This window comes from Halocatena marina (assembly GCF_023276375.1).
Taxonomy (GTDB): domain Archaea; phylum Halobacteriota; class Halobacteria; order Halobacteriales; family Haloarculaceae; genus Halocatena; species Halocatena marina.
In genome coordinates this window covers 541,120-566,719 of the sequence record NZ_JALLPK010000001.1, presented here as the reverse complement: position 1 = coordinate 566,719, position 25,600 = coordinate 541,120, and the positions used below count along the sequence as shown (strand labels likewise).

Sequence of the window (25,600 nt, the reverse complement as noted above, 5' to 3'; positions counted from 1 at the left end):
GGTCATATGATAACTGTTCTTGTTTATCCGTATTTATCATAACAGAATAAAAAGTTACAGGGCACGCGCTGTTCTCGTCGGATTCGGGTTCAGTTCGGTTCCGCAAGCGCGCAGACGTCCTGCCAGCAGTCGTCTTCGATCTCGACGGTCTCGCGATCACGATCGCGTCGGACCGATCGTTCGCCGGGGAGACGGATTTCGTCGGTGGTAGATCCCGAATGACGTTTCATGTCCCGTAAGAACGCGCTTGCCTCCGATGCGAAGTTCGGGTTCCCAAACGCTTCGGGGTCGATCGTGAGAAAGAGATCGCCCTTGGTGCAGGGATCCTTGGTGTGATAGGTTCCGGTGACCGCGGTTCCCATCGCTGCGCCAACGAGACCACCAGCCAGCACTTCGATCGCGATTGCGATCCCCGACCCTTTCACGCCACCGAAGGGGAGAATCATACCCTGAAGGGCCGCATCGGGATCGGTCGTCGGTTCACCGGTGGCATCGAGTGCACGATCTTCGGGGATTGGCTCGTCTGCTGCCTTTTTGTGCAGAACTGTACCACGTGCGATGGCGGAGGTCGACATGTCGAGATTGAACACCGGATCTGTTGGGAGACCAATAGCGATGGGATTCGTCCCCAGTATCGGTTCGGTACCTCCGTGTGGTGGCATCGCGGGTTCTGTGTTCGTGATAGCAACGCCGACGTATCCGTCCGATCGTATTAGGTCAGTGTAGTATCCGAGCATCCCGAGATGATTCGTGTCGTGGACGCCGATGGCTCCGATACCGAATTCGTCGGCACGCTCCATCGCCAGTACTGCGGCTTCACTTGCGACGACGGGACCGAGTCGTGATCCACCAGAAAGAGTGACGCTGCTGCCGCGTTCGGTAGTTATCTCGATGTCTCCGTCGGGATCGACGTTTCCGTGTTCAATCCCACGAATGAATCGCGGCAAGCGTAAGAGCCCGTGTGAGTGTTTTCCGCGAGCATTTGCGCTCACGAGCACTTCAGCGGTGAGTTCGGCGTCCGACGCTGAAATGCCGTGGCTTTCGAAGGCGGCTGTTGCGACATCGACAGCGCGCTGACGGTCGACCTCCATCTTACGTCGATGGACCAATGCGATGGATTGCGAACTGACTCTCGCCGAGCGCCTCGCTCATCGTGAGCTTCCCGTCGATGATCGCGCTGATCTCATCCCAGAGCTGGTTGGTCGCCCAGTCGATGGACTGATCGCCAACGAGTGCCTCGCTCACATCGACATCAGTTTCTTCCGGAACACGCTTTGCACTGCCGGGATTCCCCGTGATCTTGATCGTCGGCATGACAGCGTTCGAGAGCGTGTGTCCCTGTCCGGTCGAAATGATCATGAAATGCGCACCACTCGCGCCGATGCCGGTGACAGATTCAGCGCCGTGCCCGGGCGAGTCCATAATGTACATCCCCGACTCATTGGGAATCTGTTCTGCGTAGTCGACCATGCCCTGAATGGGGCCACTGCCGGATTTGACGAGTGCGCCGAGTGATTTCTCTTCAATGGTCGTTAGGCCACCATCCATATTGTCTGGCGTGGGCTGGGCACCGCGAACGTCGTAGCCTGTCGCCTGCAGTCGCTCATCCCACCACTCGACACGATCTAAGATCTTCTCTTTGACCTCGTCGTTGATCGCTCGTTCTGCAAGCTCCTGTTCGCCACCGAAGAATTCTGGCGTCTCGGCGAACACCCCGCGACCGTCGTGTTCATCGATGAGTCGCCAGACGGCACCAGCAGTTGCCTTGTGTTGGCAGAGTCCCGAGGTCGTGTCCGAGGTCGCACAGTTGATACCGAACGTGAGATTCGACATGTTTGACGGAACTCGACGTTGCTCGCTCGCGTCTCGGACCATTTTCTGCGCGGCGTCCACAGTGGCCTTCAGGCCGTTCATTACGCCCTTCTCCTCGTGGATGTTGACTGATTCGCTGGGCCGGCCCGTTTCGGCAGTGTCGGCCGCAAGTTCGTCACCATCGACGATCTCGCCGGCGTGTGCAACCACGACCGCGCCGTAGGTGTTCGGATGAGTCGCATAACCCAGAAGCGTCCGGTACGTCTGGAAGACGTCTGGTTTGGTCTGGCACCGCCCGAGTGGATGTGTGATCGGAACAGTGTTCTCAACGATGTCCGCAGCGCGCGTTACTGTATCGTTCGCGTACGGGGCTGTCGAGACGATGACCACGTTGTTTCGAATGCCAATACTACCATCGCTGCGTTCGTATCCGAGGAATTCACTCATGATTCTCACTCCTGAACCGCTTGTGACTGGTTCTGATCGGCGAGATCGCCGCGACCATAGTTCGATTCGACGTTGTGGACGTGAACCCACTCGCCCGCATCGATAGCCGTCGATGCGTCACCGATACTCGTGCCGTACTTGGTAACTGTCTCACCGGCGGACAGCGGTTCGAGCGCGAGCTTGTGACCAAACTCGACATCGTCGTGCATCTCGATAGTGCGCTCTGCTTCATCGACGAGGACAGTGACCGTCTCACCGGCTTCGATATCCCGAAGTGCCGTCGCGACGTTGTCTGCAGATTCTACGACCTCGATAAGCTGATCGGCCATACAACCGACGGAACAAAGCCCTTCATCTTAACAGTTACTGTCAGCAGCACCATAGATCGTCTTCAATTCCGAACGGCAGTAGCTGTGATAGTGAACAGACGCTGAATCGTATCGAGACCATCTTAGATACGTCACTTAGCCATGAACGCGAGCGAGGGTGTGTCCGTAGATTTATTGTTGCGGATTTCGTCTGGCTGGTGAACACGTATGCCAGACACAGCCGACCATGTGAGTAGCTCACGTCATGATGGGGAATCAACGCCCGCCGTATCGCGGTGGCAGCGGTACCGGGAATTTCGGCTGACGGAAGAAGAACTGGCGACGGCGCTGCTGGCGCCCGTCGTGCTGTTTCTTCTCGCCGTTTCCTTCTACCCTATTATCGAGACGGTTCGGAGTAGCTTCTACACAGGGTATGTCATCGAAGCACGGCCACAGACGTTCGTCGGGTTGCAGAATTACGAACAGCTTTTGAGTAACGGCGGATTCTGGAACTCGTTCACAGTGAGTATGATCTACACCTTCGTGTCGGTGCCCATCGAACTCTGCATCGGGCTTGGGATGGCCCTACTTCTCCAGCGATCGTTTCGGGGAAAGTACATCACGCAGGCCGCGATTCTGTTTCCGTGGGCGCTGCCGACGGTTATTAACGCAAAGATCTGGGCGTGGATGTTCCACGGACAGTACGGTGTTATCAACGACATGCTCATTCGTATCGGAATTTTCGAGACGACATTCCCGTTCTTGGCGAAGCCGAACGTTGCACTTGCATCGATGACGTTCATCACCATCTGGAAGACCAGCTCATTCATGGCACTCATTCTGCTCGCAGGATTATCTGGTATTCCGGACCACCTCTACGAGGCGGCGCGCATGGATGGAGCATCGAGATGGCGGCTATTCCGCGACATCACGCTCCCATTGTTGAAACCAACTATCCTTGTCGCACTCATCTTTCGAACGTTACCAGCGTTTCAGGCCTTCGGACTCCCCTACGGCCTGACCGGTGGTGGTCCGGGGGAAGCGACAACGACGCTTGTTTTGTTCGACCATCAGCTCACGTTCACCCAGCTGGCGTTTGGCCGTGGGTCGGCAGCGGCGACGATAATCACGCTCATAGCACTGGTAATTTCACTCGTTTACGTCGGAACGCTGTACGAACCGGAGGTACGATAACATGAGCACGAAAATATTCGGGGCGTTCGACGTTGATTCGCTGCAGCGGGTCGGAGAGAAACTGGGTTTCTACGGCTCGATCGGCGTACTCGTTGCCATCTCGATGTTCCCTGTCTTCTGGATATTTATCACGTCGATTAAACAGCCGTCCAACGTCGTTCAGTTCCCGGTCTACTACCTTCCACAGCAGCCGACGCTCGAGAATTACCGGGTTGCTCTCGAACAGGCTCCATTCATGCGATATCTTCTGAATAGCATAATAGTGGCTGGTGGAACAGCAATCGTCGATGTGGTTTTGGGTGCGCTCGCAGGCTATTCGCTCTCACGACTCCGGTTTCGGTTCAAACTTCCAGTCCTCTTGCTCATTCTAGGTACTGCGATGCTGCCCTTCATCTCTCGACTCATTCCGCTGTTCTCGTTGGCACGGTCGTGGGGACTGCTCAATAGTTACCTTGGTCTCATCATCCCCTACGCCGCCTTCCAGCTCCCGTTCGCGGTCTGGATATTTCAGGCATACTTCAAAGAACTCCCCGATTCACTGGAAGAGGCTGGCCTGATGGATGGACTCTCACGCATCGGCGTCCTCTTTCGCATCATCCTCCCTGTCTCCGCACCCGCGATGGCCACGACGGCCATTATCGTCTTCATTTATGCATGGAATGAGTTCCTCTTCGCGTTGACGTTTATGACGGAGGATAGTATGCGCACGATCACGGTTGGGATCGCACTCTATCAGGGAGAATATCAGTACCCTTGGGGAACGATCTCGGCCGCAGTGTTCCTCTCTATCGTCCCGCTGATGCTGTTCATGCTGTTCTTCCAGCGGAGGGTCGTTGAGGGACTCACGGCTGGCACCGGCAAGGCTTGAACATTCACGTTCCGTTTCACACAGGATGAGAAACCGACTTCGATTGTACTGCACGCCGTACACCTCTGTTGTCCAAGAGATCGGTGCTACACGCCATTGACGACATTCCACGGTTCGCCGCCCGAGAGGACGGTTTCGACGATTTTAGCCGTCGTTCGGCGTCGTTCCTCGTTCGATTCTTCGGAATACCACGCGACGTGGGGAGTAGTGATGACACGGTTGTGGTCGCATAGAGGATCGTCCATCGGCGGCGGCTCGTCAGGAAACACGTCGAGACCAGCAGCGGCGATGGCTCCAGTGTTCAGCGCATTCAACAACGCATCGCTGTCAATGATCGGGCCACGTGCGACGTTGATGAGTGACGCCGAATCCTTCATCCGGCAGAACGCCTCAGCATCAAACAGACCGCGGGTGTCGTCCGTCAGCGGCGAGTGGATAGTCACGAAATCTGACCGTTCGAGCAGTTCCTCGAACGCGACGAGATCAGCAGGATCGTCCGCAAGATCGGCCTTAGAGAGGAATGGATCGCTTGCGACGACGTCTGCTCCGAGCGCGGCAGCGCGATCACCGATCTCCCGCCCGATGGTTCCGTACCCGACGACGCCGACGGTCCGCGTCGAGAACCGGTGAACCGGCGTCCCAACGGCACGACTCCACTCGCCTCGGCCAACCGACCGATCGTAGCTGGGAATGCTTCGGGCGAGCGCGAGCAACATCGTGAGCGCGTGCGTTGCTACTTCTTCGTGACAGTACTCGGGCACGTTCGTTACTGGGATATTGCAGTCTGCTGCGGCTGCAACGTCGATATTATCGACACCAATACCGTATCGGGCGATCACCCGAGCATTCTCCATCGTGGTGATGGCATTCGCGTCGATAACGGAGCGCAGGTTGATGATTGCGTCCGCCGTCCTGAACGCTTTCACAGCGTTCGCGTCGCGTTCGCCGATGTCATCTGTGAGTGCCACGATTTCGGCCACGTCGCCGAGGACAGCGCGCTCGATTGAGAGGTCTCCGAAATCGTGGTCAGTGACGACAACAGTGTACGTCATGCGTTCAAATGATGAGTTCGGAGCCGTCGGTCAGATACTGCTCGCACAGATCACGGTTCAGTTCCACGCCAAGCCCCGGTCCTTCCGGTACGTCGATATACCCATCTTCGAGAATCGGCCCGTTTCCTTCGGTTCTGGTTGCCATCTCGTTCCACCATGGAACGTCCCGTGCGTGCCACTCCATACAGAGGAAGTTGGGAATTGCCGCAGAGACGTGCGCGCCAGCGATGGTACCGAGAGGGCTGGAGATGTTGTGCGACGCGATGGGAATGCCGTAGAGATCACAGACGGTAGCGATATCGACGAACTCGCCGAGACCACCACATTTGTTCACGTCGGGCGCAGCGATATCCATCATGCCCTGACGGGCGGCCGTGTTGAACTGATCGACTGTGACGAGATTCTCTCCAGTGAGCACGGGAAGATCGAGTTTCTCTGCGACGCGCTGTTGGGCCTTCGATTTCTCGGGTGGAACCGGGTCTTCGAGCCACGCCAAGTCGAAACGCTCGAGCTTTTTCCCCAAGCGAACAGCCGTCTCCACGGTGAAGTTCCAGTGGAGATCCATCCCAAGGTCGATATCGTAGCCAATTTCGTCCCGAACTGCCTCAACCAGCGAAACCTTGTGTTCCAGTGCTTCATTGTCCATCCGGCGGTTAGACTCGTCGTACGTCTCGTGAGTCGGCACGTCGAGATCGAACTTCAGCGCCTCGAACCCCTCATCAACGACTTCACGGGCCGCACGAGCGTACGATTCCGGCGTGTAGACGTCCTTCGGATCGTGTGACTCAGCCTCACCGAGAGATGCTCCGCCGTGCGTGTCACAGTATATTTTGATACGGTCTCGATACTTCCCACCCAGCAGCTCGTACACCGGAACATCGAATATTTTCCCCTTGATGTCGTAGCACGCTGTTTCGATGGCAGTGAACGCTGCCTGACCGATGCGGCCAGTGCCAGTGTAGCGTTGTTCGAGAAGCTCTCGCATCCGGTGTGTGTCGAGTGGATTCTCGCCCACGAGATCGGTGGTCATCCGCCCTGCCATATCGAGGGCTGCTTCGGCACGAAACGTTTCACCGAGACCGTAGACACCAGCATCCGTTTCAACCTTGACAATACCCCACGTAAAGTTACCTGCGATTGCCATCGTCTTCACGTCGGTGATTTCGATATCTCGCTCTGGCGGCCGATGGGTCTCCTCCCGTCCCATGTCGCGCCACGGGACGCCACCACCCTGTGCGATACGGTACCCTGGCTTTTCGTTTGTCATCATCTATGCTCTGTTGTAACGAGTGAATAAAGATTGTGATAGCGACAGTAATAGACTGGACAGCGACAGCACGACTGACAGTACGGTGGGCGGGATAGTTTTAATAGCGCGAGTCTCGCTCAATCGAGTGTCAATGACGAGCGAACGCATTACTGTCGTAGCTGTCGACGACTATTCTATCGACGGAACCACCGTTAGGCTTGAGTGTGCGACTGACTCGCCGGAGACGGCGACCTCGCGCACACTCCCAGTGACGCTCGAATTCTACGGACCAAAAACCGTCAGATTCGAACTCCACGCGAATCCAGAAGTTCGCATCGAACGAGAGTATCCCGACATCAAACGAGACGCGCTCACCGATAGTGTCGCGCTTGCTGTGAGCGAGATAGACGGGACACTCGTCCTCGATACGGGGGCATTGGAGGTCGTCATCGGTCTCGACGAGTGGAGCTTCCGTATCAAGGATGGTGAGGAGATCCTTCGAGAGCAACGTCACGATACAGATGTGTTCGCGCGTTCACGCGTGGATCCATTGGGATTCACACAGGAAGAGATCAACCACAACCCTCGACGCATCACAGAGACAGGAACAGCGTTCAGTCTCGATCCGAGCGAAAAGCTCTACGGCGCAGGCGAACAGTTCGTCGAGTTCGACCGTCGCGGTCGGGAACTCGATCTCTGGCACGAGGAACCGCTCGGGACGGAAACACCGCGTGCATACAAAAACATCCCATTTCACCTCTCATCGAAAGGATACGGAATGTTGGTAGAGACAACAGCGCGCGTCCACTATGATTTCGGGAAGACATCGACGGCCAGCGCGTCCGTCTCCGTCGCCGATGACAGCTTCGCATTCATCTTTTTCTACGGTCCCGACTTCACGGACATCCTGCGGTCGTACACGGCGATGACTGGTCGGCCGGACCGACCACCGAAGTGGAGTTTCGGCACGTGGATGTCACGGCTCGGCTACGAGTCGCGCGACCAACTCGAAGCCATCGTTGACCGACTCCGCGAAGCGGAGATTCCGAGCGATGTCGTCCATCTGGATCCGTTCTGGATGCGCGATCACTGCTCGACGGACTTGGCGTGGGACACCGAACAGTTCCCCGACCCAGAGGGGATGATATCTGGGCTACACGAGAACGATTTCCGTCTGTCGTTGTGGGAACATCCACACGTTCCCGTCGGCACGGAGGCGTTCGAAGCGGGCGCACGTGAGGGGTACTTCGTCAGCGATGGGACTGGAAAACCGTACGTGATGGACCACACGTGTCAGGGTGACTATCGAGGTGCACTCGTTGATTTCACGAATCCTGATGCTGTCGAGTGGTGGAAGGACAAACACCGTCGTCTGCTTGAGATGGGCGTCGACGTATTCAAGACCGACTATGGTGAGTACGTCCCGGAGGATGCCGTCTTTGCGAATGGCAAGAGCGGGGCATCGATGCACAATCTCTACCCGTATTTGTACAACAAAGCGGTCTACGAGGTGGTCGGCGAGGTCAATGGCACCGATGAGGCCATCGTCTGGGGACGATCAGCGTGGACAGGGAGCCAACGATTCCCAATGCACTGGGGTGGCGACCCGCAGACGACCTGGAACGGGATGAGTGCAGCACTCCGGGGAGGTCTCTCTGCCTCATTGTCAGGTATCGCGTACTGGAGTCACGACATCGGTGGGTTCCGTGGTACTCCTACTAATGCACTCTACACTCGGTGGGCACAGTTCGGTCTCTTATCGAGCAACGCGCGCTGTCACGGCACCACGCCCCGAGAACCGTGGGAGTTCGGTGAGCGAGCGCTCGATATCTTCCGTGAGTACTCCCGAATCCGATACTCACTGCTACCGTATGTTTATACGTACGCGGAGATCGCCGCGCGGACTGGTCTTCCCGTGATTCGTCCGCTCGTTCTCGAATATCAGGACGATCCAAACACACATCGTCTCGATACAGAGTATCTCGTCGGAACAGATCTGCTCGTCGCACCAGTTTTCGAGGCATCGGGGATGCGGGAGGTCTACCTCCCAGAGGGTGAATGGATCAGTATTTGGACAGACGAGCACCACAACGGAAACGCAACCATCAGCGTCGACACCCCGCTGGAGATCATGCCGATATTCCTGCGGGCCGGCAGCATGATACCTTGGCGTGAGCCAACTGAGACGGTCCATTCGGGGACCCCCGAGTCACTAACGCTCCGTACGACACTCGACGCCGACGGGACTGCTACTGGCCGGTTCTACGACGAAGACGCTGACGAACTGATCGATATGGCGATTGTAACCGAAGAGAATGCGCTTTTCGTTTCATTCGGCAATATCACTGCCGATTCGATCACCATCGTCATCGATGGACCAACGCCAGACGCAGTACTCGTCAACAGCACAGAGCTCACTCGCGTTACTGAGGTGACGGTGAGTGGCGAATGGACCGTCGATGATGATCACGTGGTAGTCAAGACGTAGCTCAGGGGTCAAGAGATGGTTTTATAAGATGGGCTGCTAAATGATGGCACAGTAGATAATAGGTGAACAATGGGACAATTAGAACTCAACGGCCTAAAAAAAGTATTCAACGTAGAAGACAACGAGATCGTTGCTGTCGACGACCTCGACGTGACGGTCGATAATGGTGATTTTCTCGTCCTCGTCGGACCGTCTGGCTGTGGAAAGTCGACGACACTCCGGTGTATCGCGGGACTAGAAACTGTGACATCGGGGCAGATACTACTCAACGACCGCGATATAACCCGCCTCAAGCCGAAGGACCGGAACATGGCGATGGTATTCCAGAACTACGCGCTCTATCCGCACATGTCTGTCCGAAAGAACATCGGCTACGGGTTGAAGATTACCACCGATCTCGGTAGAGATGAAATCAACGAACGAGTCGAAGAGACGGCAGAGCTGCTCGAAATCGAGGAGCTACTCGGGAAAAAGCCTTCAGAGCTCTCTGGTGGCCAACAACAGCGCGTTGCCCTTGGCCGTGCCATCATCCGAGAACCCGAAGTGTTCCTGATGGACGAGCCGCTCAGTAACCTCGATGCAAAGCTGCGGACGACGATGCGCACCGAAATCCAGCAGCTCCAACAAGATATGGGCGTGACCACTATATACGTGACCCACGACCAGACAGAGGCAATGACGATGGGCGATTACATCGCTGTCCTCAACGATGGAGAACTGCAACAGCTCGGTACGCCTCTTACGTGTTACCACCAGCCCAGAAACCGTTTCGTCGCAGGATTCATCGGATCACCATCGATGAACTTCCTTTCGGTGGCGCGAAACGGTGATGTGCTAGAACACGACGAGTTTACCTACACGATTTCATCCGAGATCATCGACAATATCGGCCAAACATCCAAGCGATTGGAACTCGGTATCCGTCCCGAACACATCACTATCGTCGAAGAGAGTGTGACAAACGCTATTCAGACTGAAGTCGAAGTAGTCGAACCGATGGGTGAACTGAGCTATATTTACATTTCCATCGGTGAAGAGACGCACACTGCGAGCGTCGATGGAGATATACGTCTTTCGTCGGGCGATAGCATCGATATCGAGTTTCCTGAAGATAAGATCCATCTTTTCGATGCCGAGACCGGCGAAGCCGTCAAGAACAGTGCCCAGACCAAGGCTGCCGAACCAGTTTCTCGAACCTGACCGTCTCCGACTGTTGTTCTGACTCTAACTCCGTCAGAATTCTCTGTTTCGCTCCACGCGAATACATCGTTGTGTCGTGTTCGTTCATCACAAACGATATGATCTTGCGATAAGTACGATCATGCATGAGCAACCACGGCGGTCAGAACAACGGAGGACGGCGGGTGAAGGCCGTCCAAACGACGGCAGGGATACTCGAAGCACTCCGAGACCTCGACGGAGCTGGTGTCACCGAACTCGCCGATCATCTCGGTCTCGCCAAAGCGACCGTTCACAGCCACCTGGCGACGCTCATCGATAGCGAGTTCGTTGTCAAGCGAGGGGACGAATACCGCATAAGCCTCCGGTTCGTCGACTTTGGAGAGTATGCCAAGACAAACGTTGATATTTACGAGATAACAACGAAAGAGGTTGACCGCCTTGCACAAGAGACCGGTGAAGTCGCTCAGTTTATGGTCGAAGAGCACGGAACCGGTGTCTACTTACACAAGGTAAGTGGAGAGAATGCCATCCAGACAGCATCCTATACGGGTAATCGGAAGGACCTCCACTGTACAGCACTTGGAAAGGCGATCCTGTCACAACTTCCAAAAGAACGTGTTGAGGGAATTATCGATCAAACGGGCTTACCCCAACGGACAGTCAACACAGTCTCGACTCGTGAGGAACTATTCACAGAGCTGAACCAAATCCGCGAGGAAAACGTCTCGTTCGACGATGAAGAGATTTTACAGGGTCTGCGATGTGTTGCCGCGCCAATTGAACATTCGAAAGGCGATATTCAAGGTGCGATCAGCATCTCGGGACCAACGAGCCGATTGAAGGGAGATCGATTCCGAAAGGAACTCCCTGAATTCGTCCGCGGTGCTGCTAACGTCATAGAAGTAAACGCTACTCACGTGTAGTCTTTTCAGGTTCCACCACAGTTACCGATATCGGCAATAAAATCCAGCATTTGGACACCAAACCTTATGATCGCTACCGATTGTATTAAAAATCATTGACCCACTGTTCGCTTCTCACAAACCGACTGTGTTCGCAGATGACTGCTGTATATTTGGAACGAGACGTTTGGTAAAGCGTCGATACTGATGAGTGACACTGTCGTTCGATGAGCCCGCTATGCGTGCCAATTTGGTCTATCACCGATTGAACAACGGAGTCCGTTTCCGTTTCTGTAGTACTCGATTCAATTCGCTAACTGCAAACACGGTAGCGTCCATTTCGTAGAATTCACGTATTAACTACGAGCGTTCTGTGTAGCCACAGAGAGACGCTGAGCGTTCGTTCGGTATGCCCGCCAATTCGAGTCCTTTGTCATTGTGGATCGGGACAATAACTCTCGTTACCCCTGATTGGCAATTCGAGACCGACTGGACAATCTTCAAAACAGATATACGAAGGTATCCACTCACACACGTACATCTGTAATGCCCTCATTCGTATCGACAACTATTGCGTTTGTAATTACCGAATTTCAGTCGATAATAGTGCTTCTGGAGCACGAAGCACTCAGTTCAAAAGGCTGACCACGTATCGTTCATATTCGTGGATGGATTACAGCCGTACCTTTGTAATGAGAGTGCTGTCAGATAGACAGTAATGATGAAGACTTCAACGTCCGTTGACCGCTACACCCACTATCAATACGTTTCGCATCGATTAGAGTAAATAATAGAAGCTTGCCCTCATAGCCCCATCAGTAAATTTCGATAATAATTGTACTTTTGATCACCATACTAAACAACTCATCCCGGACTGTTATCGTTGTATATATTGTTTGATAGGACCATATACATAAAATTGTATAATATCATTCAAAGGATGGTTATACCAACAACAGCAGTACACCACTACGGACAAATACAAAGTATAGTTTCGAGAAGTATTCGTGGAAAGGTAGCATCTTTTATAGATTGTCTCCGTGGTTAATAATTAGGAATTGGATAATTTTGACAGTTATAATAATTGAAACGAGTATATAATCATTTTTGTCTAGTGAAGATGCGAAGGGCAACAGAACATCACAAATAGATACGTTACTACATTTTCCACCAGTTGGTGGGCTCTCGTAGATTGGTCAAAAGGATCAATCAGTTCGGACGCTTACGTTCCAGTAACAGAAAAGAAGAAGATCGGCAAAGAGCTTGTTTTAGCGACAGTTACACATCATCGATCATTCATTAACCGTTAAACCTCTTGCCAGCGACGAGATGAGCACGTTCTGTACTCGCTTGTAGTAATCTTCTTCGTATATTTCAGGACCATCGTACTCGTCGAATTCGTCTTTGTGTAGAGCGAGAAGACCGATCGAGCCACCCATGAGACCAAGAAGTGTCGCCGTTTCGGTATTTTCGAGCATTCCGCTACCTTCTGTCCGAAGCGGTTCAATAATTGGTAGAAGTTCAGCCATCTCCTCGCTTTGCATCTGTTCAATTCGATCTGGTGAGACATTTCGCATCAGTTTTCGATAGTCGTTCTGGATAACCATCCGACGAACGAGTGGATTTTCCTCGGCAAATTCAGCGTAGCACCAGAATAGTCGTTCGAGCCCCCTACGTGGCTCATCCACATCAGACAGTTCCGAACGCACGTGCTCGACAAACTCCTCTATTTCGCGCTGCAGTAGTACGAGATAGAGATCTGCTTTACTGTCAAAAAATCTGTAAAAGCTTCCTTTGCCGATACCAACCGGTTCAGTGATATCCGTGATGGTAATCTTCTCTGGCCGATAGGTGAACAGCAGTTCGCGCGCTGTTTCGATGAGATGCTCTCGGATTCGATGGTGCTCTTCAGCACTAAATCCCCGCCTGTCTCTCGGTTCATCGCTGTAATTGCCCATATCACCAGATTCGGTATATGACTATATAAATAATCTGGTCATCAGTCAGACTCTATGACCAGAATAAATATATAGTCATAGAGTCAACGAACGGGTATGGTACTGACCGAACTGATTGCCCACATCAACAAGCGCGAAACCGCTGGCGAGATCGACTCACACTCAGATACTATCCAGCGTCAACAGCAAAGTAGCTTCCAGGGATCGAACGAATCGAGCACGAGAGACGCTATCCAAGCACGATTCGACTTCCGGCCATCGACATCGGAGATTGCAGCAGTTTCCGATACAAATGGCACGGACGACCATGATCGGAAGCAGCAGACAGAAGCCATCGTCAACGTGTCTGGACTCACCTACACGTATCCGGGGGCCACTTCACCAGCAGTACAAGATATCTCATTCAGCGTTCACGAAGGGGAAATTTTCGGCTTTCTCGGACCGAGTGGAGCTGGAAAGAGCACGACACAAAAAATCCTCATTGGACTCCTCGACGAGTACAAGGGGGGAGCGGCCGTGTTCGGGAACGAAGTGTCAGACCACAGTGGTTCGTACTACGAACGGATTGGCATCTCTGCAGAGGCACCGAACCACTACCTCAAATTGACGGGGCGAAAAAATCTCGAACTGTTCGGTTCACTCTACGAGGGCGAGACCCGTGATCCACGAGCGGTCCTCGATCTTGTCGGGCTTGCTGACGCCGCCAATGAAAACGTCAGCGGCTACTCGAAGGGAATGAAGGGCCGTCTCAACGTTGCCCGTGCATTGCTTCACGACCCCGACCTCCTGTTCTTAGACGAACCAACCGGCGGACTCGATCCGATGAACGCGCGCAGGATCAAAGACATCGTGCTCGACTTGCAAACCGCGGGTAAGACCGTATTCATTACGACACACGACATGACCGTCGCCGATCAGTTGTGCGATCGGGTCGCGTTCATGATCGATGGCGAGATTCCAGTAATCGAGACGCCAAAAACACTCAAAAGATCTCACGGCAACCGACGTGTCCGCGTCGAAGTCCGACGCGACGGCCGACTCGAATCACAACGATTCAATCTCGATACGCTCGATAGTGATGAATCGTTCAATACACTAGTCGATTCCGGTGATATCGAAACCATCCACACCGAAGAGGCAACGCTCGAAGATGTCTTCCTTGAGGTTACTGGCGAGGAACTCCAATGAATCGCGCAGTTCCAACAGCGGACTCGGAGTGCTCACACCAGCAATCATCGGAACCGGGTGCTCTCGTGTCTATGCTTTGGTGGGATCTGAAGCTACAGATACGGTACGGATTCTACACCGTCTATGCAGTCATGGTGGCGCTGTACGTAATCGGTGTGCTGAGTCTTCCGGCTTCAGCCCGGGCTACTGCCGTCACACTCGTCATTCTCAGTGATCCGGTGTTTATCGGCTTTCTGTTCACTGGTGCTCTCGTTCTATTCGAGAAAAGGGACGGCGTTCTCGATGCCTTAGTCGTCTCACCGCTGAGTAGCCGGGCGTATCTCGCCTCAAAGACGCTCTCACTCACGCTGTTAGGCGTACTCACGAGTTTCGTTATCGCTGTGAGCGTCCATGGGCTTCAGTTCGATATCGGATTGTACCTGTTCGGTGTCGTTCTTTCGTGTATGCTGTTCGTGTTGATTGGTATTGTTGCCGTCGCGCGGTTCAACACGATCAACGCGTACATGATGGCAGCGGTGGTGTACCTGTTGCCGACCGCGCTCCCGTTACTCGAATTGATCGGTATTACCCATCCAGTGCTGTACCTCATTCCGACTGAAGCGACGCTATTGCTTCTCGGTAGTGCCTTCGGGGCCTTCGATCCACTCCCGATGTGGGAACTCGCTTACGCCGTCGGCTACCTCCTTCTCTGGATTGGAGGTACCGCTGTGCTCGCAGATCGTGCCTTCGAACGACACATCGTGCAAGGCGTCACTACTGGTGAAAACAGCGGAAGTACCGTTTCTGTTCCAGATATCACGCAGATATTCGAAGGGCGACGGTTCGGTGCCGTCGGGTCACTTGCTCTCTCGGATCTCCGCAACTGGCTCCGCGATCCGTTGCTCACGTATATTCTGATCCTTCCGTTTTTCTATGCACTGCTCGCGCGCTTTGTAATCCCGGTCATCACGGCCTGGCTTGCTCCTGGATTCGATCTTGTTCCATACTACCCGATGGTGTTCGGTCTGTTCTTCTCGATGCCATCGTTCACGGTTGGAATGGCTATTGGACTCCTCATTCTCGAAGAAAAAGAAGAGAATATCCTCGCGGGGCTGTGGACCACTCCACTGACTAGTCGTGGATACCTCGCTTACCGTGGAATCTCTGTTGTACTCATCAGCTTTATTTCAACGGTCCTAGTAGCCCCGCTGATCGGATTGGTGAATCTCTCAGCTCAGGTCGTGCTCCTGACGGCTGCCGTTGGCTCACTCTGGGCGATTTGTGTTGCCTTCATTATCTCGTCATTCGCCGCAAACACCGTTGAGGGAATTGCTGTCAGCAAGTTCGTCGCGTTCTCACTTATGATACCACTGTTCGCAATTGCGATCGTCCCCGAACCACTCCAGTTCCTCGCTGGAACCGTTCCGATTTACTGGCCGCTCAAAGTGATCGTCGATGGAGCGGTCGGTGCATCATCCGTAACAATGCTCGGATACATTGCGATCGGTATCGTGACTCACGCTCTCTACATCGGGATATTCGTCCGACACTTCGACCCGTCTGTCTAATGAGAGGATCCAATCTCCGTTGTCTACTACGTCGTACACCGACTGAACCAAGATGACGAATTCATCGACGCGACGTGCCGTCTCACAATCTCAGCTGCAGAATTGAGGATACATTACCCAACAACCAATCCCTATATCGCAGATGATATCTCATCATAGTACAACACGAACATCGATTCGAGATGACAGACCCTCAGTACTCGTAGCGAACGCTCGTATCGTGCTCAAGAAGCCAGCTACGCCCGCGTTTGACTGCTTTCGGTCCGAAGTGATTATCAGTCACTTGAAATTTTTCGGGAGCATCGGCGTGTGTCTGACGGATAATCGAGCGTCGACCCTTGAGTTCGAGGAGCGGAACCGCTGCACACCAGTTCTCTCGCACCCACGACGGACGGTCTGAGATTCCCCGGAGCACGACGGCAGCGGCGTCAGTAAGTTCGAACACGTTGTGATGCACCCGGAGGTATTTCCCCGCTAGTGGTCCTGAGTATCCCGAGAGATTCTCACTCAGTCCGTGCATATCAAACGCGTGACGCACGGCGTGGGGCCCAACCACGTTGAATCGTGCCTCGTATCCGTTCTGTCGATGGCCGAATCCGGCGACCGAGTGTCGATTCCGATCAAAGTAGTTCCATTCGATGAGATGAGTGCCGTTCCGTATATCGAGCCCGTATCCGAGCGTTTGCATCTGGTTGTGATGGATCGAATTGTGATGGATCCGGGATTCAGTTGGATCGTCTTGTCCACCGAGACTAACTGCAGCACTCGTCCAACCGAACAGTTCGCAGTGATCAATCTCGATTCCGTTCCCGATGAATTCGAATGCACGCGCGTAGAACGCTGATTCTGCTTTGGATTTCGTTCGTGGATCGAAGTACTCCATCTGGGGTCCCTTTATTCGAATACCTGTCACACGAATGTCTGACTTGCGCGACTGAAAGATGGTCGGATGATACGCTGTGCTCTCGATGAGCGCGCCTTGTCCACCATCAACTCCTCGATCGCTCGCAAGTGTGACGTTCGATGCGATCGGTACCGGTGTCGTAGTAGTGTCTTCGAAGCGTATTTTAACATCACTCGGAAGCCAGACCGTTGCTCCGCGCTCGGAGAGCGCCGACCGAAGCTCGTCTATCGTGCGCACGACGTGGGTTGCATCCTCAGCTGTAATGCGGTTCTTTCGAGAAACGAACACGAGCGGCTCTTTGACACGGTCGGCACCTGCTATGTACAGGCAGCCACTCAACGCAGTGTTCGAGGCGAGACCCACGGCGAGGAGACTACGAATCGCCCCGCGTCGAGACACCATACGAGAACCACCGGACGAAGACCTTGCCCGGGAAGTCCCGGAATGCACGTCTGCACTGTCCGATCCAGCATCCTCACCATCGCACATATCAGACGCCTCTCATCGCTCGGTATATATCGATGTGCTTTTCGAACCACAACGGAGGGCATCCGAACCTACACGTTGTATCGATTGTGCTCTCGCTATCAATTGGCTTTTTCCTGACATATATTGATAACTATATGCTTCGAATATCCAGCTATTTGTGTTGAAGTGTTTTAACGTCAGACGCTGCCACAAATACACCAGACAACAACGATTGACGCAGTTCAGATCTCGGTCACGCGCTGGTAGTCCTGATCAAGGGCGCTTGCATCCTCTGGCAGGAGTGCAACAACGAGATAGTCAGCATGGTCGGCGACGTACTCGATAAGCGCAGCGATGCGGTCGGAATCGATCGCTTCGAGCGAGTCCAGCAGCATGATTGGCACCGATTCGTGAACTTCGTGGACGAGATAGCCCGCGAGTGCGAACACGAGTCCAGTTACTTCGCGCTCACTCTCTGAGAGGTGGTCGACCGTATCCTCGTAGGCTGCTCCTGAGTCCGTACTGCGGATAACGTGAAGATCGAACGTGCGTTGCGAAACTGTTCGTCGACCTTGGCTGACTTGATGTTCGGTGCGTTCGATCCAGATGCGTTCGAGGTTGGCGTATTCGAGCAGATCGAGGACGGTCTCCATGTGCTCGTTGAACTGTTCGATCGCCTGTTCTTCGATCTGCTCAATCCGCGTTCGAAGATCTGCGAGTTCCGTATGCACTTCATCCCGTCGCTCTTTGAGGGATTCGCGCTGTTCGAGTCGGTCCTCGATACCGTCGATCTTCGAATCGACTGACTCTCGATCGCTCTGGATCCGACCGAGTTCGAATTCGAGCTGGTTGGCTTCTTTGTGCAGATCGAGAATGTCGCTGTAGTCCTCCTCCTGAAGATCATCGACATCCTCTTCGAGTCGCTCGATCTCCGATTCGAGGTCTTCTCGTGTTGAGATCAGCTCCTCAATCCGGTCTTCTCGGTCTTCAAGTTCGTTTTCGATCTGTTCGATTCGTCGATCGAGCCGGTCACGTTTTCGTTGATGATCTTCGAGCGTGTTTTTGTCACTCTGTAGATCGTCGATGCTGCTTCGGAGCTCGTTTCGCTCTTCGAACGTTTCCGAACGGAGCTTTTGCAATCGGTCGAGTGTTCCCTCAATCTCTGCTTTCGGAACCTCACTCCCACACGTCCAGCAGACGACATTTTCCGAGTCTTCAACGAGTTGGTCGGTGATCGCCTCGGATTCCGATTCGCTGTTTCCAACGTCATTTCGGAGGGAGTCGATGATCTCTCGACTTGTCCCTTCGAGCATCTCCTCGTTAAACTGAATAATCGTTTGGAGCTCATTAACCGTCGTATCGATCGTCCGTAGACGGTCACGTAGTCGCCCGATCTCGGTGTTGATCTCTTCAATATCCCCGACAGGCGTCTCTGGTAGCTCGTCGAGTTCGCCTTGCACCTCGGCTCGTTCTTCGCGGAGGGCTTCGAGACTCTCACGCTGTGTATCGAGCTCAAATCGGGTATCGTCGAGCGATGCTCGAGCGTCGTGTAGATCGTCGAGCGTCTCTTCGAGTTCGCGTTTGTCCGCTCGACTATCCTCGACATCAGCGTCGGCTTCTGCCAACTCCGTCTCTTTCTCTTCGAGCTCCGCTCGTTTCTTCTCAATCTGTTCGCTGAGAGTTGTACGGCGCTCCTCGAGTTCGGGCAGACGATCCGCGAGCGAATCGAGATCTTCGAGATTGGACTCGATCTCACGTTGCTCAGCTTCGAGTTGCTCGATCTCTGCCTGAATGGCGTCCGTATCGACTGGCCGCATGATCAGCTCTCGCAGATCATCGCTCCGAGCGACTGCTTGACGGGCTTCGTTTGACTCAAGCAGGAACGCAAACAAATCTGCGAGTTCCGTATCGTCGAGATACGGATTGCCGCCAGTCACGATCGTTCCGTTGCGCCGTTCTAGTGTTCGGGTGTAGGTCGTATCGCCGATCGTCATGTCGACCTGTCCCTGATCGGCATCACCTTTCAGCGAAACGTGATCGCTGCCGAATGCCGCCATAATCGCCTGCAACAACGAAGTGCGGTTCGTGGCGTTCCGACCGGCAAGAGCAGTTACTCCCGGCGTGAACTCGACGGTCGTACCATCGATACCCCCAATGTTTTCAACAGAGAGCTGCATCTTCTCCGCTTCTATCTGTGATGCACTCATAGACGGCATTCCGAGGGCCATCTATTTAACTCCTCAGACTCGCGTCCGGAGAAGAAGCAGTGTGAACTGATAGAGTTACAGGCGTAATTTCGTAACGGAACCGTTCAGTCAATCGATTCAACGGACTCCTCACCCGCCGTTTCACAGTCACAGTGGCCTCTCTCGAGGAGCTCGACAACATCGTATCGAGTCCCACAATTCTGACATGTGACTGTAACATCGACGAGAACATCGAAATCACCGATCAGGAGTCGGTCAGTGTTCTCAAGAGTAGAAAGGTTGTCTTCGGTGACGCGCAGGGTTCGGTGAGAGAGACGCTGGATCGCCTGTGTGACGCTCTCAACTCGGTCCCGGTCGGCAGCCGTTGGCTTGGAGTGACGCGCACCGCGGTATTTTGTGAGGTACGTGTGGATTGCTTGATGCGAGACGAAATCTCGTTCAAGATCATCAATCGCTACGCCGTCACGCTTGAGATCATTTCGTGCCTGCGTGCGGACACCACTACTCACATCGTCGCCTGTGAGGAGACGATAGACGTTATCTACTTCACCATCGAGTGGTTGACGACCTGCACGAACCATCGCTACTTCGAGGAGGTGCTTGTTCAACCAGTTTGCAAGCTCTCGGAGGCTGTATCGTTCGTCCTCGTCTCCCGTCCACCGCGCCTCCATCGTCTGCCCGAGGTCCTCAAGGTCGTACTCAACGAGTACACGGCCGACCTTACTGGCCGTATGTGACCTGTTGGATTCTGTTAAACTGGGTTCGGTCCCGTCCCGTTGTTCGCTCATGCTACTCAGAATAACGTCCTCGATACGAATAAGTGTTCATTTCTCCCCCTTGCCTACTCACCCATATAGTGACATAACAAATACCGAAGATCTCCAATGCGCCATGTCAATAGTAACTGTCTGTAGACTCCGCTCGAACGGCCAACGAGGGTAGAAAGAGACATTATTAGTTGTATAGGATTTCGAAGACATGATTGTTTTATTTCATTATTTAGCCAGCATCATCTGTGGAAAGATACGATACCTACACAAAATATCGAGCAACGGTGTTAGTCTGATCTCAGCCGCGTCGGTTCATCCTCAATCTGTCGTCGATACTATCGAGTACGACCCTCCACCGATTGTCACTCATCAGAGGCAGATTTCATCGACCCTTCACAACAGCAGTTTTGTCTGTCACGTTTCGTTCTCCAGATGGGTGGCGAGCGCGTCGAGTCGGTCTTCCCAGAAGAGACGATATCGGGTCAGCCAACCGAACGCTGCGCTAAGTGGAGCAGCATCAAGATGACAGCGACGAACACGGCCGTCTTCTTCAATCTCAAGCAAACCAGCGTCCTCCAAAACGTGCAGATGCTTCGACACTGCCGCTAAGGAAATGTCGTGTGGCTCTGCCAACTCACCAACGCTCGCGGGTCCACTGGCAAGTTGTTCGAGAAGCGCCCGACGGGTCGGATGAGCTAATGCTTGAAATATCGCATCAAGATCATGGTCGTCTACCGATTGTTCAACCATCTAGTTAAATATATACTACTACAATATTTAACCCTTATGTTGAATGAATTCGCCGGTATCGTCGAAACCACGGCAACATGTTCACGGTAAGCACTACTTCACATTAACGCTACTAGATTGCATAATCGGCACAAACGAGCGAGTACACGATCGACTGTAGGAGGATGTGTGGAACGGGAACAAGTCTGTGATTAATCGCATTCTTCATCGGGCAGAAAGCCAAATCATCACTGCGTATCGCTCACCGTCAAAGAACGACTACTGGTGATCAAAATTCTATTTTCATAGCCCTCAGAACGTCACGCCGAGCAGTACTGCCGACTGCAATCGTGAGCTGCGTGTTCGATCCGAATGCGGTGGGTTTCGCGCTCGAAGCCACTGGCATCTACTGCCGGTCGATCCAACCTAGGTTGCTGGTTCGATGTTCTGATTCACGTGGAAGACGTTGTTCGGGTCGTATTTGGTCTTGATTTCCCGGAGTCGTTCGTAGTTGGAACCGTAGGTTGCCCGGATCCGATCCATCCCTTCTTCCATCATGAAGTTGATGTACGCACCGTCCGCCGAATGCTCGTACAGCGCCTGCCAGTAATCACGGGTCCACTCTGTGATCGTTTCTTTGTTGTCTGGATCCGGATCGACGCCCGCGATGACCATCGACCAGTTTGCGTCGCGGTAGCTCCACGCCGTCTCATCCGTACCGACACGGTGCACAGCGCCATTAACCGGGTAGAGATGCATCGTTGATTGAGCGGTCGGCACGTTAGCGAACCGTCGGTGCTCGGCGATAGCTTCGTCGCTCAACTCGCGCACGAAGTTCCCTTTCCAGTACCACTGATCCCCAGGTGGATAGAGCGCATCGAACATGCTTTGTAGTGCCGGATAGGGCATCGCTCCGATATGCTCGAACAGTGGTTCTGCCACCTCCCGCGCTGGTTGAGTCACTGCTTTGACTCGCTCTTCCGGACCCAGATAGCACCACATGAGACCACAGACATTCTCGCCGTGAATTTCCTCTGGAAACGGGTCGCCTGGTACCTCTGCGACTAAATAAAAGGCGTACACGTCCTCTGGAGCCTGCGCGAGCCAGTCACGATACCAACGCATGGTGGTTTCAAGTTCGTCGAGCGGCCAGAACAGCGGTCCGGCAACGACCGTATCCACTGGATGAAGTCGGAACTCAAAGGAGGTGACGACACCGAAGTTCCCACCTCCACCGCGCAGCGCCCAGAACAGATCCGGATGCTCGTCCGCACTCGCGTGCACGAACCGTCCGTCGGCCAATACGACATCGGCGCTGAGGAGATTGTCAATAGTCAGCCCGTACATGCGAGTCAGATAGCCGTGTCCACCGCCAAGAGTCAGTCCACCAACCCCGGTTGTGGAGATAACCCCACTGACTGTAGCCAAGCCAAAGGCATGCGTGGCATGGTCGACGTCACCCCACGTACAACCGGCTTCGACGCGCACAGTTCTTGCCTCAGGATCGACGCGGAGACCGGTCATCTCGGAGAGGTCAATGACCAACCCATCATCCACTAAAGCGAGACCTGGGCCATTGTGGCCACCGCCGCGGACTGCGATATTGAGGTCGTGATCGCGGCCGAAGTTCACCGCTTCAATCACGTCCGCGACGTCCGTACACGTCGCAATCATCCCCGGACGCTTGTCGATCATCGCGTTATAGATCGTCCGCGCTTCATCAAACGCTGGATCGACGGGTCGGATCAGTTCGCCTCGAAATGTTTCTTCGAAGTCTCTGACGGCTGTTTCATCGACGTCTGTTACTGTTGTAGTCATGATGGACACCGTCTCTGACGCTCGTCTCGACACGCCATCGACCCCGGCCCGCGACACAGCGAGCGTTAGTTCCTCTACGGCATAGGATGTGTTAGGTGTTGTCACTGAACATAGTAGCTGTGTTATCCCGTGCTTGTCAGAAATTTCTCAAAGTAGTTCGCATCGCGATATCTCGACTCATATCGATTTGCAGATGTGACTGTAATCGATATACGTAGTGTTGTAATCAGAGCGTCAGCAGCATCGAAAACGAGTGGAATCGGATAACGCGCAGGCGTGATGAGCTACTCTGTATCTGTGGCCATCAGTCGGGTATCACCGTTTGTGAAAGACTCACTATCTCGTGGGAGATGCGATCAGCGTTTTGAATGAGCAGAGTGCCTACGATACTCATGATGAGCACGTAGCCAACAGCGAACGCTGGAATCACGGACTGAAGTGCGCCTGTTCCGACACTCGTTGCGAGGGCAGCAATTACCAGGGAGAATTCACCGCGTGGCACCAGTCCGAACCCGACGCGCACCGATCGCAGTCGATCGAGCTGATAGATCTGTCCGGATAGTGATCCACTAAGTATCTTTCCAACGGTTGTTATGAGGACCGCTGCGAGCAGCAACCAGACGAGTCCCGTGAGAAGAGTGACTTCAGTTGTCAAACCGATTGCGAAGAAAAAGACGGCTGCAAAGAAGTCACGTGCTGGTGCGACGACAGCCTCGATCCGTTCAATGTGGTCGGTTTCGCTGAATGCGGTACCGACAAAGAAGGCAGTCACCGCCTCGCTCAGCCCAAGGGTGAGCGCAAATCCTGCGATGAGCGTCGTCACCCCAAGAATACGCAGCAAAAATAGTTCGTCCGAATCGGCCCTGAAAATTTGCTCGATAGCATCCGATCCGTACCACGCAGTGAGTGTTAGCCCACCAAGAAACACGAACGCGATCCCGACAGAGACGGCAGCATCAACCAGTGTCCCTTCTCCCACGGCAACCGCCGAGAGAAGCGCCAGATAGATCGCAATTGCGATATCTTCGAACACCAACGTACCCAGAATGGGACCACTTTCAGGATTTGCAACCCACCCACTCTCGATGAGTGCTTTCGAGATAACGGCACTCGAAGAGATATAGACAATCCCAGCGAGAAATAGCGTTTCGAGAAGTGTGTAGCCGAACGCGACGCCAAGACCAATCCCGAGACTGAAATTGATGAGAAAGTCAACACTCCCAATTGTAGCGATTCGTCGACGATCGCTCAACAGCTGCGAGATGCTAAATTCGAGCCCGAGAAAGAACAGAAGGAACACAATTCCAAGTTCCGCAACGATATCGATAAACTCCCGATGTTCCACGAGCGTGAGCGAAATTCCTGCGATTGAAGAGGGCTCGTTCGGACCAATGAGGATTCCAATAATGATGTACGCTGGGATAACCGACAGACCAACGCGGTTGGCCACAGCGCCCGCAACGGCGATACCTGTCAGTGCAATGCCAATTTCAAAAAGCAACGTCTCCGCCATTTTTAGGTCTGTGATGTGTCCGTTTCGCCAGTCTCGACTAACTCGGTGAACGCTCGTTGTTCAGCACGCGTTCCAAGACTGACGAGGATATCGCCAGCCTCGATCGTGCTGTTCGGCTGCGGATTCGCGATCGTCTCCTCACCTCGTTGAATAGCGATAATGGAAACCCCGGTCTGCTCTCGAATATTAGCGTCTCGCAGCGAGTGACCGACCAACGATGCCGACGGACTAACGTCGACCCATTCGATGATCGCTTCGCCCAGTGGAACCTGAATATCGTCCATTTCGACGGGTTGGAAGTATGCTCCTTCGAGGATAGAGCCGAGTTGGCGTGCTCGCTTTCCCGTCAGACTAAATAGTCTTTCACTGTCTTGATTCTCACCAGGACGGAGATAGACTTCTCGCTTACCGTCGTGGTGGATAAGCACGATTAGTCGTTTGTCTCCCCCGAGTTCGAGTTCAAATTTGTGGCCGACGCCTGGGACATCAGCCTCATAGATCGTCATACTTCTTTCAGAACTCGGTCTCTGATAAACAATGCGTTCACTGACGCCTTGAGACCGATCACAGAAGCGTTCACTCCGTGTCTCCGCGTCAGATCTGTGATCGATACGATCAGATGATATCTACCCACGAAAGCAAGGAGATCGGCTGAATAAAACTCGGGTGTAGTAATGATTGCAGAGGTGTATTTTCCAATGTTTGATTATTAGCCGTAGAGAGTGATTCATTCATTCGGAAGACAGCCACGACAAAGAATCACACAGCAAAGACTGGTAGTATGTGAGACGGTCAGACCGTTGGTAGTGTCGTCTAACGCTTTCTTCGAGAGGAAGCTCACTAGCTCGATTTCAGTGACTGGACACGAACGGGACCACACCATACAGACCGGCCAATAGTTGGCGTCGGTCGAACAGGGTGACAGCGAGCACCAGAGCGCCAATCACCCCCCTTTGGTTCAGGGATTGATCTGATGGAGTGGTCCATCACGACGCT

Annotated in this window: 20 protein-coding genes; 7 read left to right on the top strand and 13 right to left on the bottom strand. The window is 53.7% G+C overall.

The annotated features are described in order from the left end of the window. Nucleotides 1-89: 89 nt before the first annotated feature. The 3 genes from MW898_RS02745 to MW898_RS02735 are packed head-to-tail and all read right to left on the bottom strand — an operon-like array spanning nt 90 to nt 2,588. Nucleotides 90-1,091, bottom strand: coding sequence for an Ldh family oxidoreductase (locus tag MW898_RS02745; RefSeq protein ID WP_248904354.1), 1,002 nt, complete (start codon nt 1,089-1,091; stop codon nt 90-92). Between the two features lies 1 nt (nt 1,092). After that, nucleotides 1,093-2,259 (bottom strand): UxaA family hydrolase, encoded by a 1,167-nt coding sequence (locus tag MW898_RS02740; RefSeq protein ID WP_248904339.1) that lies wholly within the window; start codon nt 2,257-2,259, stop codon nt 1,093-1,095. A gap of 5 nt (nt 2,260-2,264) precedes the next feature. Further along, on the bottom strand, nt 2,265-2,588 hold the full coding sequence (locus MW898_RS02735; protein ID WP_248904337.1) for a UxaA family hydrolase: 324 nt from the start codon (nt 2,586-2,588) through the stop codon (nt 2,265-2,267). A 207-nt stretch (nt 2,589-2,795) separates the two neighbouring features. Between MW898_RS02735 and MW898_RS02730 the strand changes: the two genes are divergently transcribed. Both MW898_RS02730 and MW898_RS02725 read left to right on the top strand, forming a co-directional pair. Beyond that, nucleotides 2,796-3,761, top strand: coding sequence for a carbohydrate ABC transporter permease (locus MW898_RS02730; protein ID WP_248904335.1), 966 nt, complete (start codon nt 2,796-2,798; stop codon nt 3,759-3,761). A gap of 1 nt (nt 3,762) precedes the next feature. Further along, nucleotides 3,763-4,629, top strand: a complete 867-nt coding sequence (locus MW898_RS02725) for a carbohydrate ABC transporter permease (RefSeq protein WP_248904333.1) — start codon at nt 3,763-3,765, stop codon at nt 4,627-4,629. Between the two features lie 86 nt (nt 4,630-4,715). Here the strand turns inward: MW898_RS02725 and MW898_RS02720 are convergent, their stop codons facing one another. Next, nucleotides 4,716-5,681, bottom strand: a complete 966-nt coding sequence (locus MW898_RS02720) for a C-terminal binding protein (RefSeq protein ID WP_248904331.1) — start codon at nt 5,679-5,681, stop codon at nt 4,716-4,718. 4 nt (nt 5,682-5,685) lie between these two features. After that, the gene (locus MW898_RS02715; protein WP_248904329.1) at nt 5,686-6,948 is read right to left on the bottom strand and encodes a mandelate racemase/muconate lactonizing enzyme family protein; all 1,263 of its coding nucleotides are present in this window, start codon (nt 6,946-6,948) and stop codon (nt 5,686-5,688) included. 133 nt (nt 6,949-7,081) lie between these two features. On the opposite strand from MW898_RS02715, the gene MW898_RS02710 reads away from it, so the two are divergent. From MW898_RS02710 to MW898_RS02700, 3 genes are all read left to right on the top strand, one after another. Next, entirely contained in the window at nt 7,082-9,418 is a 2,337-nt protein-coding gene (locus tag MW898_RS02710) for a TIM-barrel domain-containing protein (protein WP_248904327.1), read from the top strand. 69 nt (nt 9,419-9,487) lie between these two features. Next, nucleotides 9,488-10,618: an ABC transporter ATP-binding protein gene (locus tag MW898_RS02705; protein ID WP_248904325.1), complete on the top strand. Its 1,131-nt coding sequence runs from the start codon at nt 9,488-9,490 to the stop codon at nt 10,616-10,618. A 125-nt stretch (nt 10,619-10,743) separates the two neighbouring features. After that, nucleotides 10,744-11,523 carry an IclR family transcriptional regulator gene (locus MW898_RS02700; RefSeq protein ID WP_248904323.1) on the top strand — a complete coding sequence of 260 codons (780 nt, stop codon included), beginning with the start codon at nt 10,744-10,746 and terminating at the stop codon, nt 11,521-11,523. Nucleotides 11,524-12,794: 1,271 nt separating this feature from the next. On the opposite strand, the gene MW898_RS02695 is transcribed toward MW898_RS02700, so the two are convergent. Continuing rightward, nucleotides 12,795-13,460 (bottom strand): TetR/AcrR family transcriptional regulator, encoded by a 666-nt coding sequence (locus tag MW898_RS02695; protein ID WP_248904321.1) that lies wholly within the window; start codon nt 13,458-13,460, stop codon nt 12,795-12,797. Nucleotides 13,461-13,556: 96 nt separating this feature from the next. Here MW898_RS02695 and MW898_RS02690 point away from each other — a divergent pair, with 96 nt between their 5' ends. Next, nucleotides 13,557-14,648, top strand: a complete 1,092-nt coding sequence (locus tag MW898_RS02690; protein ID WP_248904319.1) for an ABC transporter ATP-binding protein — start codon at nt 13,557-13,559, stop codon at nt 14,646-14,648. Beyond that, nucleotides 14,645-16,195 carry a fluoroquinolone export ABC transporter permease subunit gene (locus tag MW898_RS02685; protein ID WP_248904317.1) on the top strand — a complete coding sequence of 517 codons (1,551 nt, stop codon included), beginning with the start codon at nt 14,645-14,647 and terminating at the stop codon, nt 16,193-16,195. Before MW898_RS02690 ends, MW898_RS02685 begins: the two co-directional genes overlap by 4 nt. 193 nt (nt 16,196-16,388) lie before the next feature. Here the strand turns inward: MW898_RS02685 and MW898_RS02680 are convergent, their stop codons facing one another. The 7 genes from MW898_RS02680 to MW898_RS02650 form a co-directional block, all read right to left on the bottom strand. Then, entirely contained in the window at nt 16,389-17,501 is a 1,113-nt protein-coding gene (locus MW898_RS02680; RefSeq protein ID WP_248904315.1) for a hypothetical protein, read from the bottom strand. Between the two features lie 308 nt (nt 17,502-17,809). Then, nucleotides 17,810-19,774, bottom strand: a complete 1,965-nt coding sequence (locus tag MW898_RS02675) for an archaea-specific SMC-related protein (RefSeq protein WP_248904313.1) — start codon at nt 19,772-19,774, stop codon at nt 17,810-17,812. A gap of 104 nt (nt 19,775-19,878) precedes the next feature. After that, nucleotides 19,879-20,562: a rod-determining factor RdfA gene (rdfA, locus tag MW898_RS02670; RefSeq protein WP_248904311.1), complete on the bottom strand. Its 684-nt coding sequence runs from the start codon at nt 20,560-20,562 to the stop codon at nt 19,879-19,881. Nucleotides 20,563-20,958: 396 nt separating this feature from the next. After that, nucleotides 20,959-21,294 (bottom strand): ArsR/SmtB family transcription factor, encoded by a 336-nt coding sequence (locus MW898_RS02665; protein WP_248904309.1) that lies wholly within the window; start codon nt 21,292-21,294, stop codon nt 20,959-20,961. A 405-nt stretch (nt 21,295-21,699) separates the two neighbouring features. Next, nucleotides 21,700-23,091 carry an FAD-binding oxidoreductase gene (locus MW898_RS02660; protein WP_248904308.1) on the bottom strand — a complete coding sequence of 464 codons (1,392 nt, stop codon included), beginning with the start codon at nt 23,089-23,091 and terminating at the stop codon, nt 21,700-21,702. A 304-nt stretch (nt 23,092-23,395) separates the two neighbouring features. Then, complete coding sequence (locus MW898_RS02655; protein ID WP_248904306.1) at nt 23,396-24,604, bottom strand: cation:proton antiporter; 1,209 nt, start codon at nt 24,602-24,604, stop codon at nt 23,396-23,398. A gap of 2 nt (nt 24,605-24,606) precedes the next feature. After that, complete coding sequence (locus tag MW898_RS02650; protein WP_248904304.1) at nt 24,607-25,110, bottom strand: cation:proton antiporter regulatory subunit; 504 nt, start codon at nt 25,108-25,110, stop codon at nt 24,607-24,609. Nucleotides 25,111-25,600: the final 490 nt, after the last annotated feature.

Excerpts from the sequence above, each read along its gene's own strand:
- rdfA (WP_248904311.1), bottom strand. The coding sequence starts at position 20,562 with ATGAGCGAACAACGGGACGGGACCGAACCCAGTTTAACAGAATCCAAC.
- MW898_RS02725 (WP_248904333.1), top strand. The coding sequence starts at position 3,763 with ATGAGCACGAAAATATTCGGGGCGTTCGACGTTGATTCGCTGCAGCGG.
- MW898_RS02700 (WP_248904323.1), top strand. The coding sequence starts at position 10,744 with ATGAGCAACCACGGCGGTCAGAACAACGGAGGACGGCGGGTGAAGGCC.
- MW898_RS02665 (WP_248904309.1), bottom strand. The coding sequence starts at position 21,294 with ATGGTTGAACAATCGGTAGACGACCATGATCTTGATGCGATATTTCAA.
- MW898_RS02745 (WP_248904354.1), bottom strand. The coding sequence starts at position 1,091 with ATGGAGGTCGACCGTCAGCGCGCTGTCGATGTCGCAACAGCCGCCTTC.
- MW898_RS02650 (WP_248904304.1), bottom strand. The coding sequence starts at position 25,110 with ATGACGATCTATGAGGCTGATGTCCCAGGCGTCGGCCACAAATTTGAA.
- MW898_RS02685 (WP_248904317.1), top strand. The coding sequence starts at position 14,645 with ATGAATCGCGCAGTTCCAACAGCGGACTCGGAGTGCTCACACCAGCAA.
- MW898_RS02735 (WP_248904337.1), bottom strand. The coding sequence starts at position 2,588 with ATGGCCGATCAGCTTATCGAGGTCGTAGAATCTGCAGACAACGTCGCG.
- MW898_RS02720 (WP_248904331.1), bottom strand. The coding sequence starts at position 5,681 with ATGACGTACACTGTTGTCGTCACTGACCACGATTTCGGAGACCTCTCA.
- MW898_RS02730 (WP_248904335.1), top strand. The coding sequence starts at position 2,796 with ATGCCAGACACAGCCGACCATGTGAGTAGCTCACGTCATGATGGGGAA.
- MW898_RS02690 (WP_248904319.1), top strand. The coding sequence starts at position 13,557 with ATGGTACTGACCGAACTGATTGCCCACATCAACAAGCGCGAAACCGCT.
- MW898_RS02655 (WP_248904306.1), bottom strand. The coding sequence starts at position 24,604 with ATGGCGGAGACGTTGCTTTTTGAAATTGGCATTGCACTGACAGGTATC.
- MW898_RS02740 (WP_248904339.1), bottom strand. The coding sequence starts at position 2,259 with ATGAGTGAATTCCTCGGATACGAACGCAGCGATGGTAGTATTGGCATT.
- MW898_RS02705 (WP_248904325.1), top strand. The coding sequence starts at position 9,488 with ATGGGACAATTAGAACTCAACGGCCTAAAAAAAGTATTCAACGTAGAA.
- MW898_RS02660 (WP_248904308.1), bottom strand. The coding sequence starts at position 23,091 with ATGACTACAACAGTAACAGACGTCGATGAAACAGCCGTCAGAGACTTC.
- MW898_RS02680 (WP_248904315.1), bottom strand. The coding sequence starts at position 17,501 with ATGGTGTCTCGACGCGGGGCGATTCGTAGTCTCCTCGCCGTGGGTCTC.
- MW898_RS02710 (WP_248904327.1), top strand. The coding sequence starts at position 7,082 with ATGACGAGCGAACGCATTACTGTCGTAGCTGTCGACGACTATTCTATC.
- MW898_RS02675 (WP_248904313.1), bottom strand. The coding sequence starts at position 19,774 with ATGAGTGCATCACAGATAGAAGCGGAGAAGATGCAGCTCTCTGTTGAA.
- MW898_RS02715 (WP_248904329.1), bottom strand. The coding sequence starts at position 6,948 with ATGACAAACGAAAAGCCAGGGTACCGTATCGCACAGGGTGGTGGCGTC.
- MW898_RS02695 (WP_248904321.1), bottom strand. The coding sequence starts at position 13,460 with ATGGGCAATTACAGCGATGAACCGAGAGACAGGCGGGGATTTAGTGCT.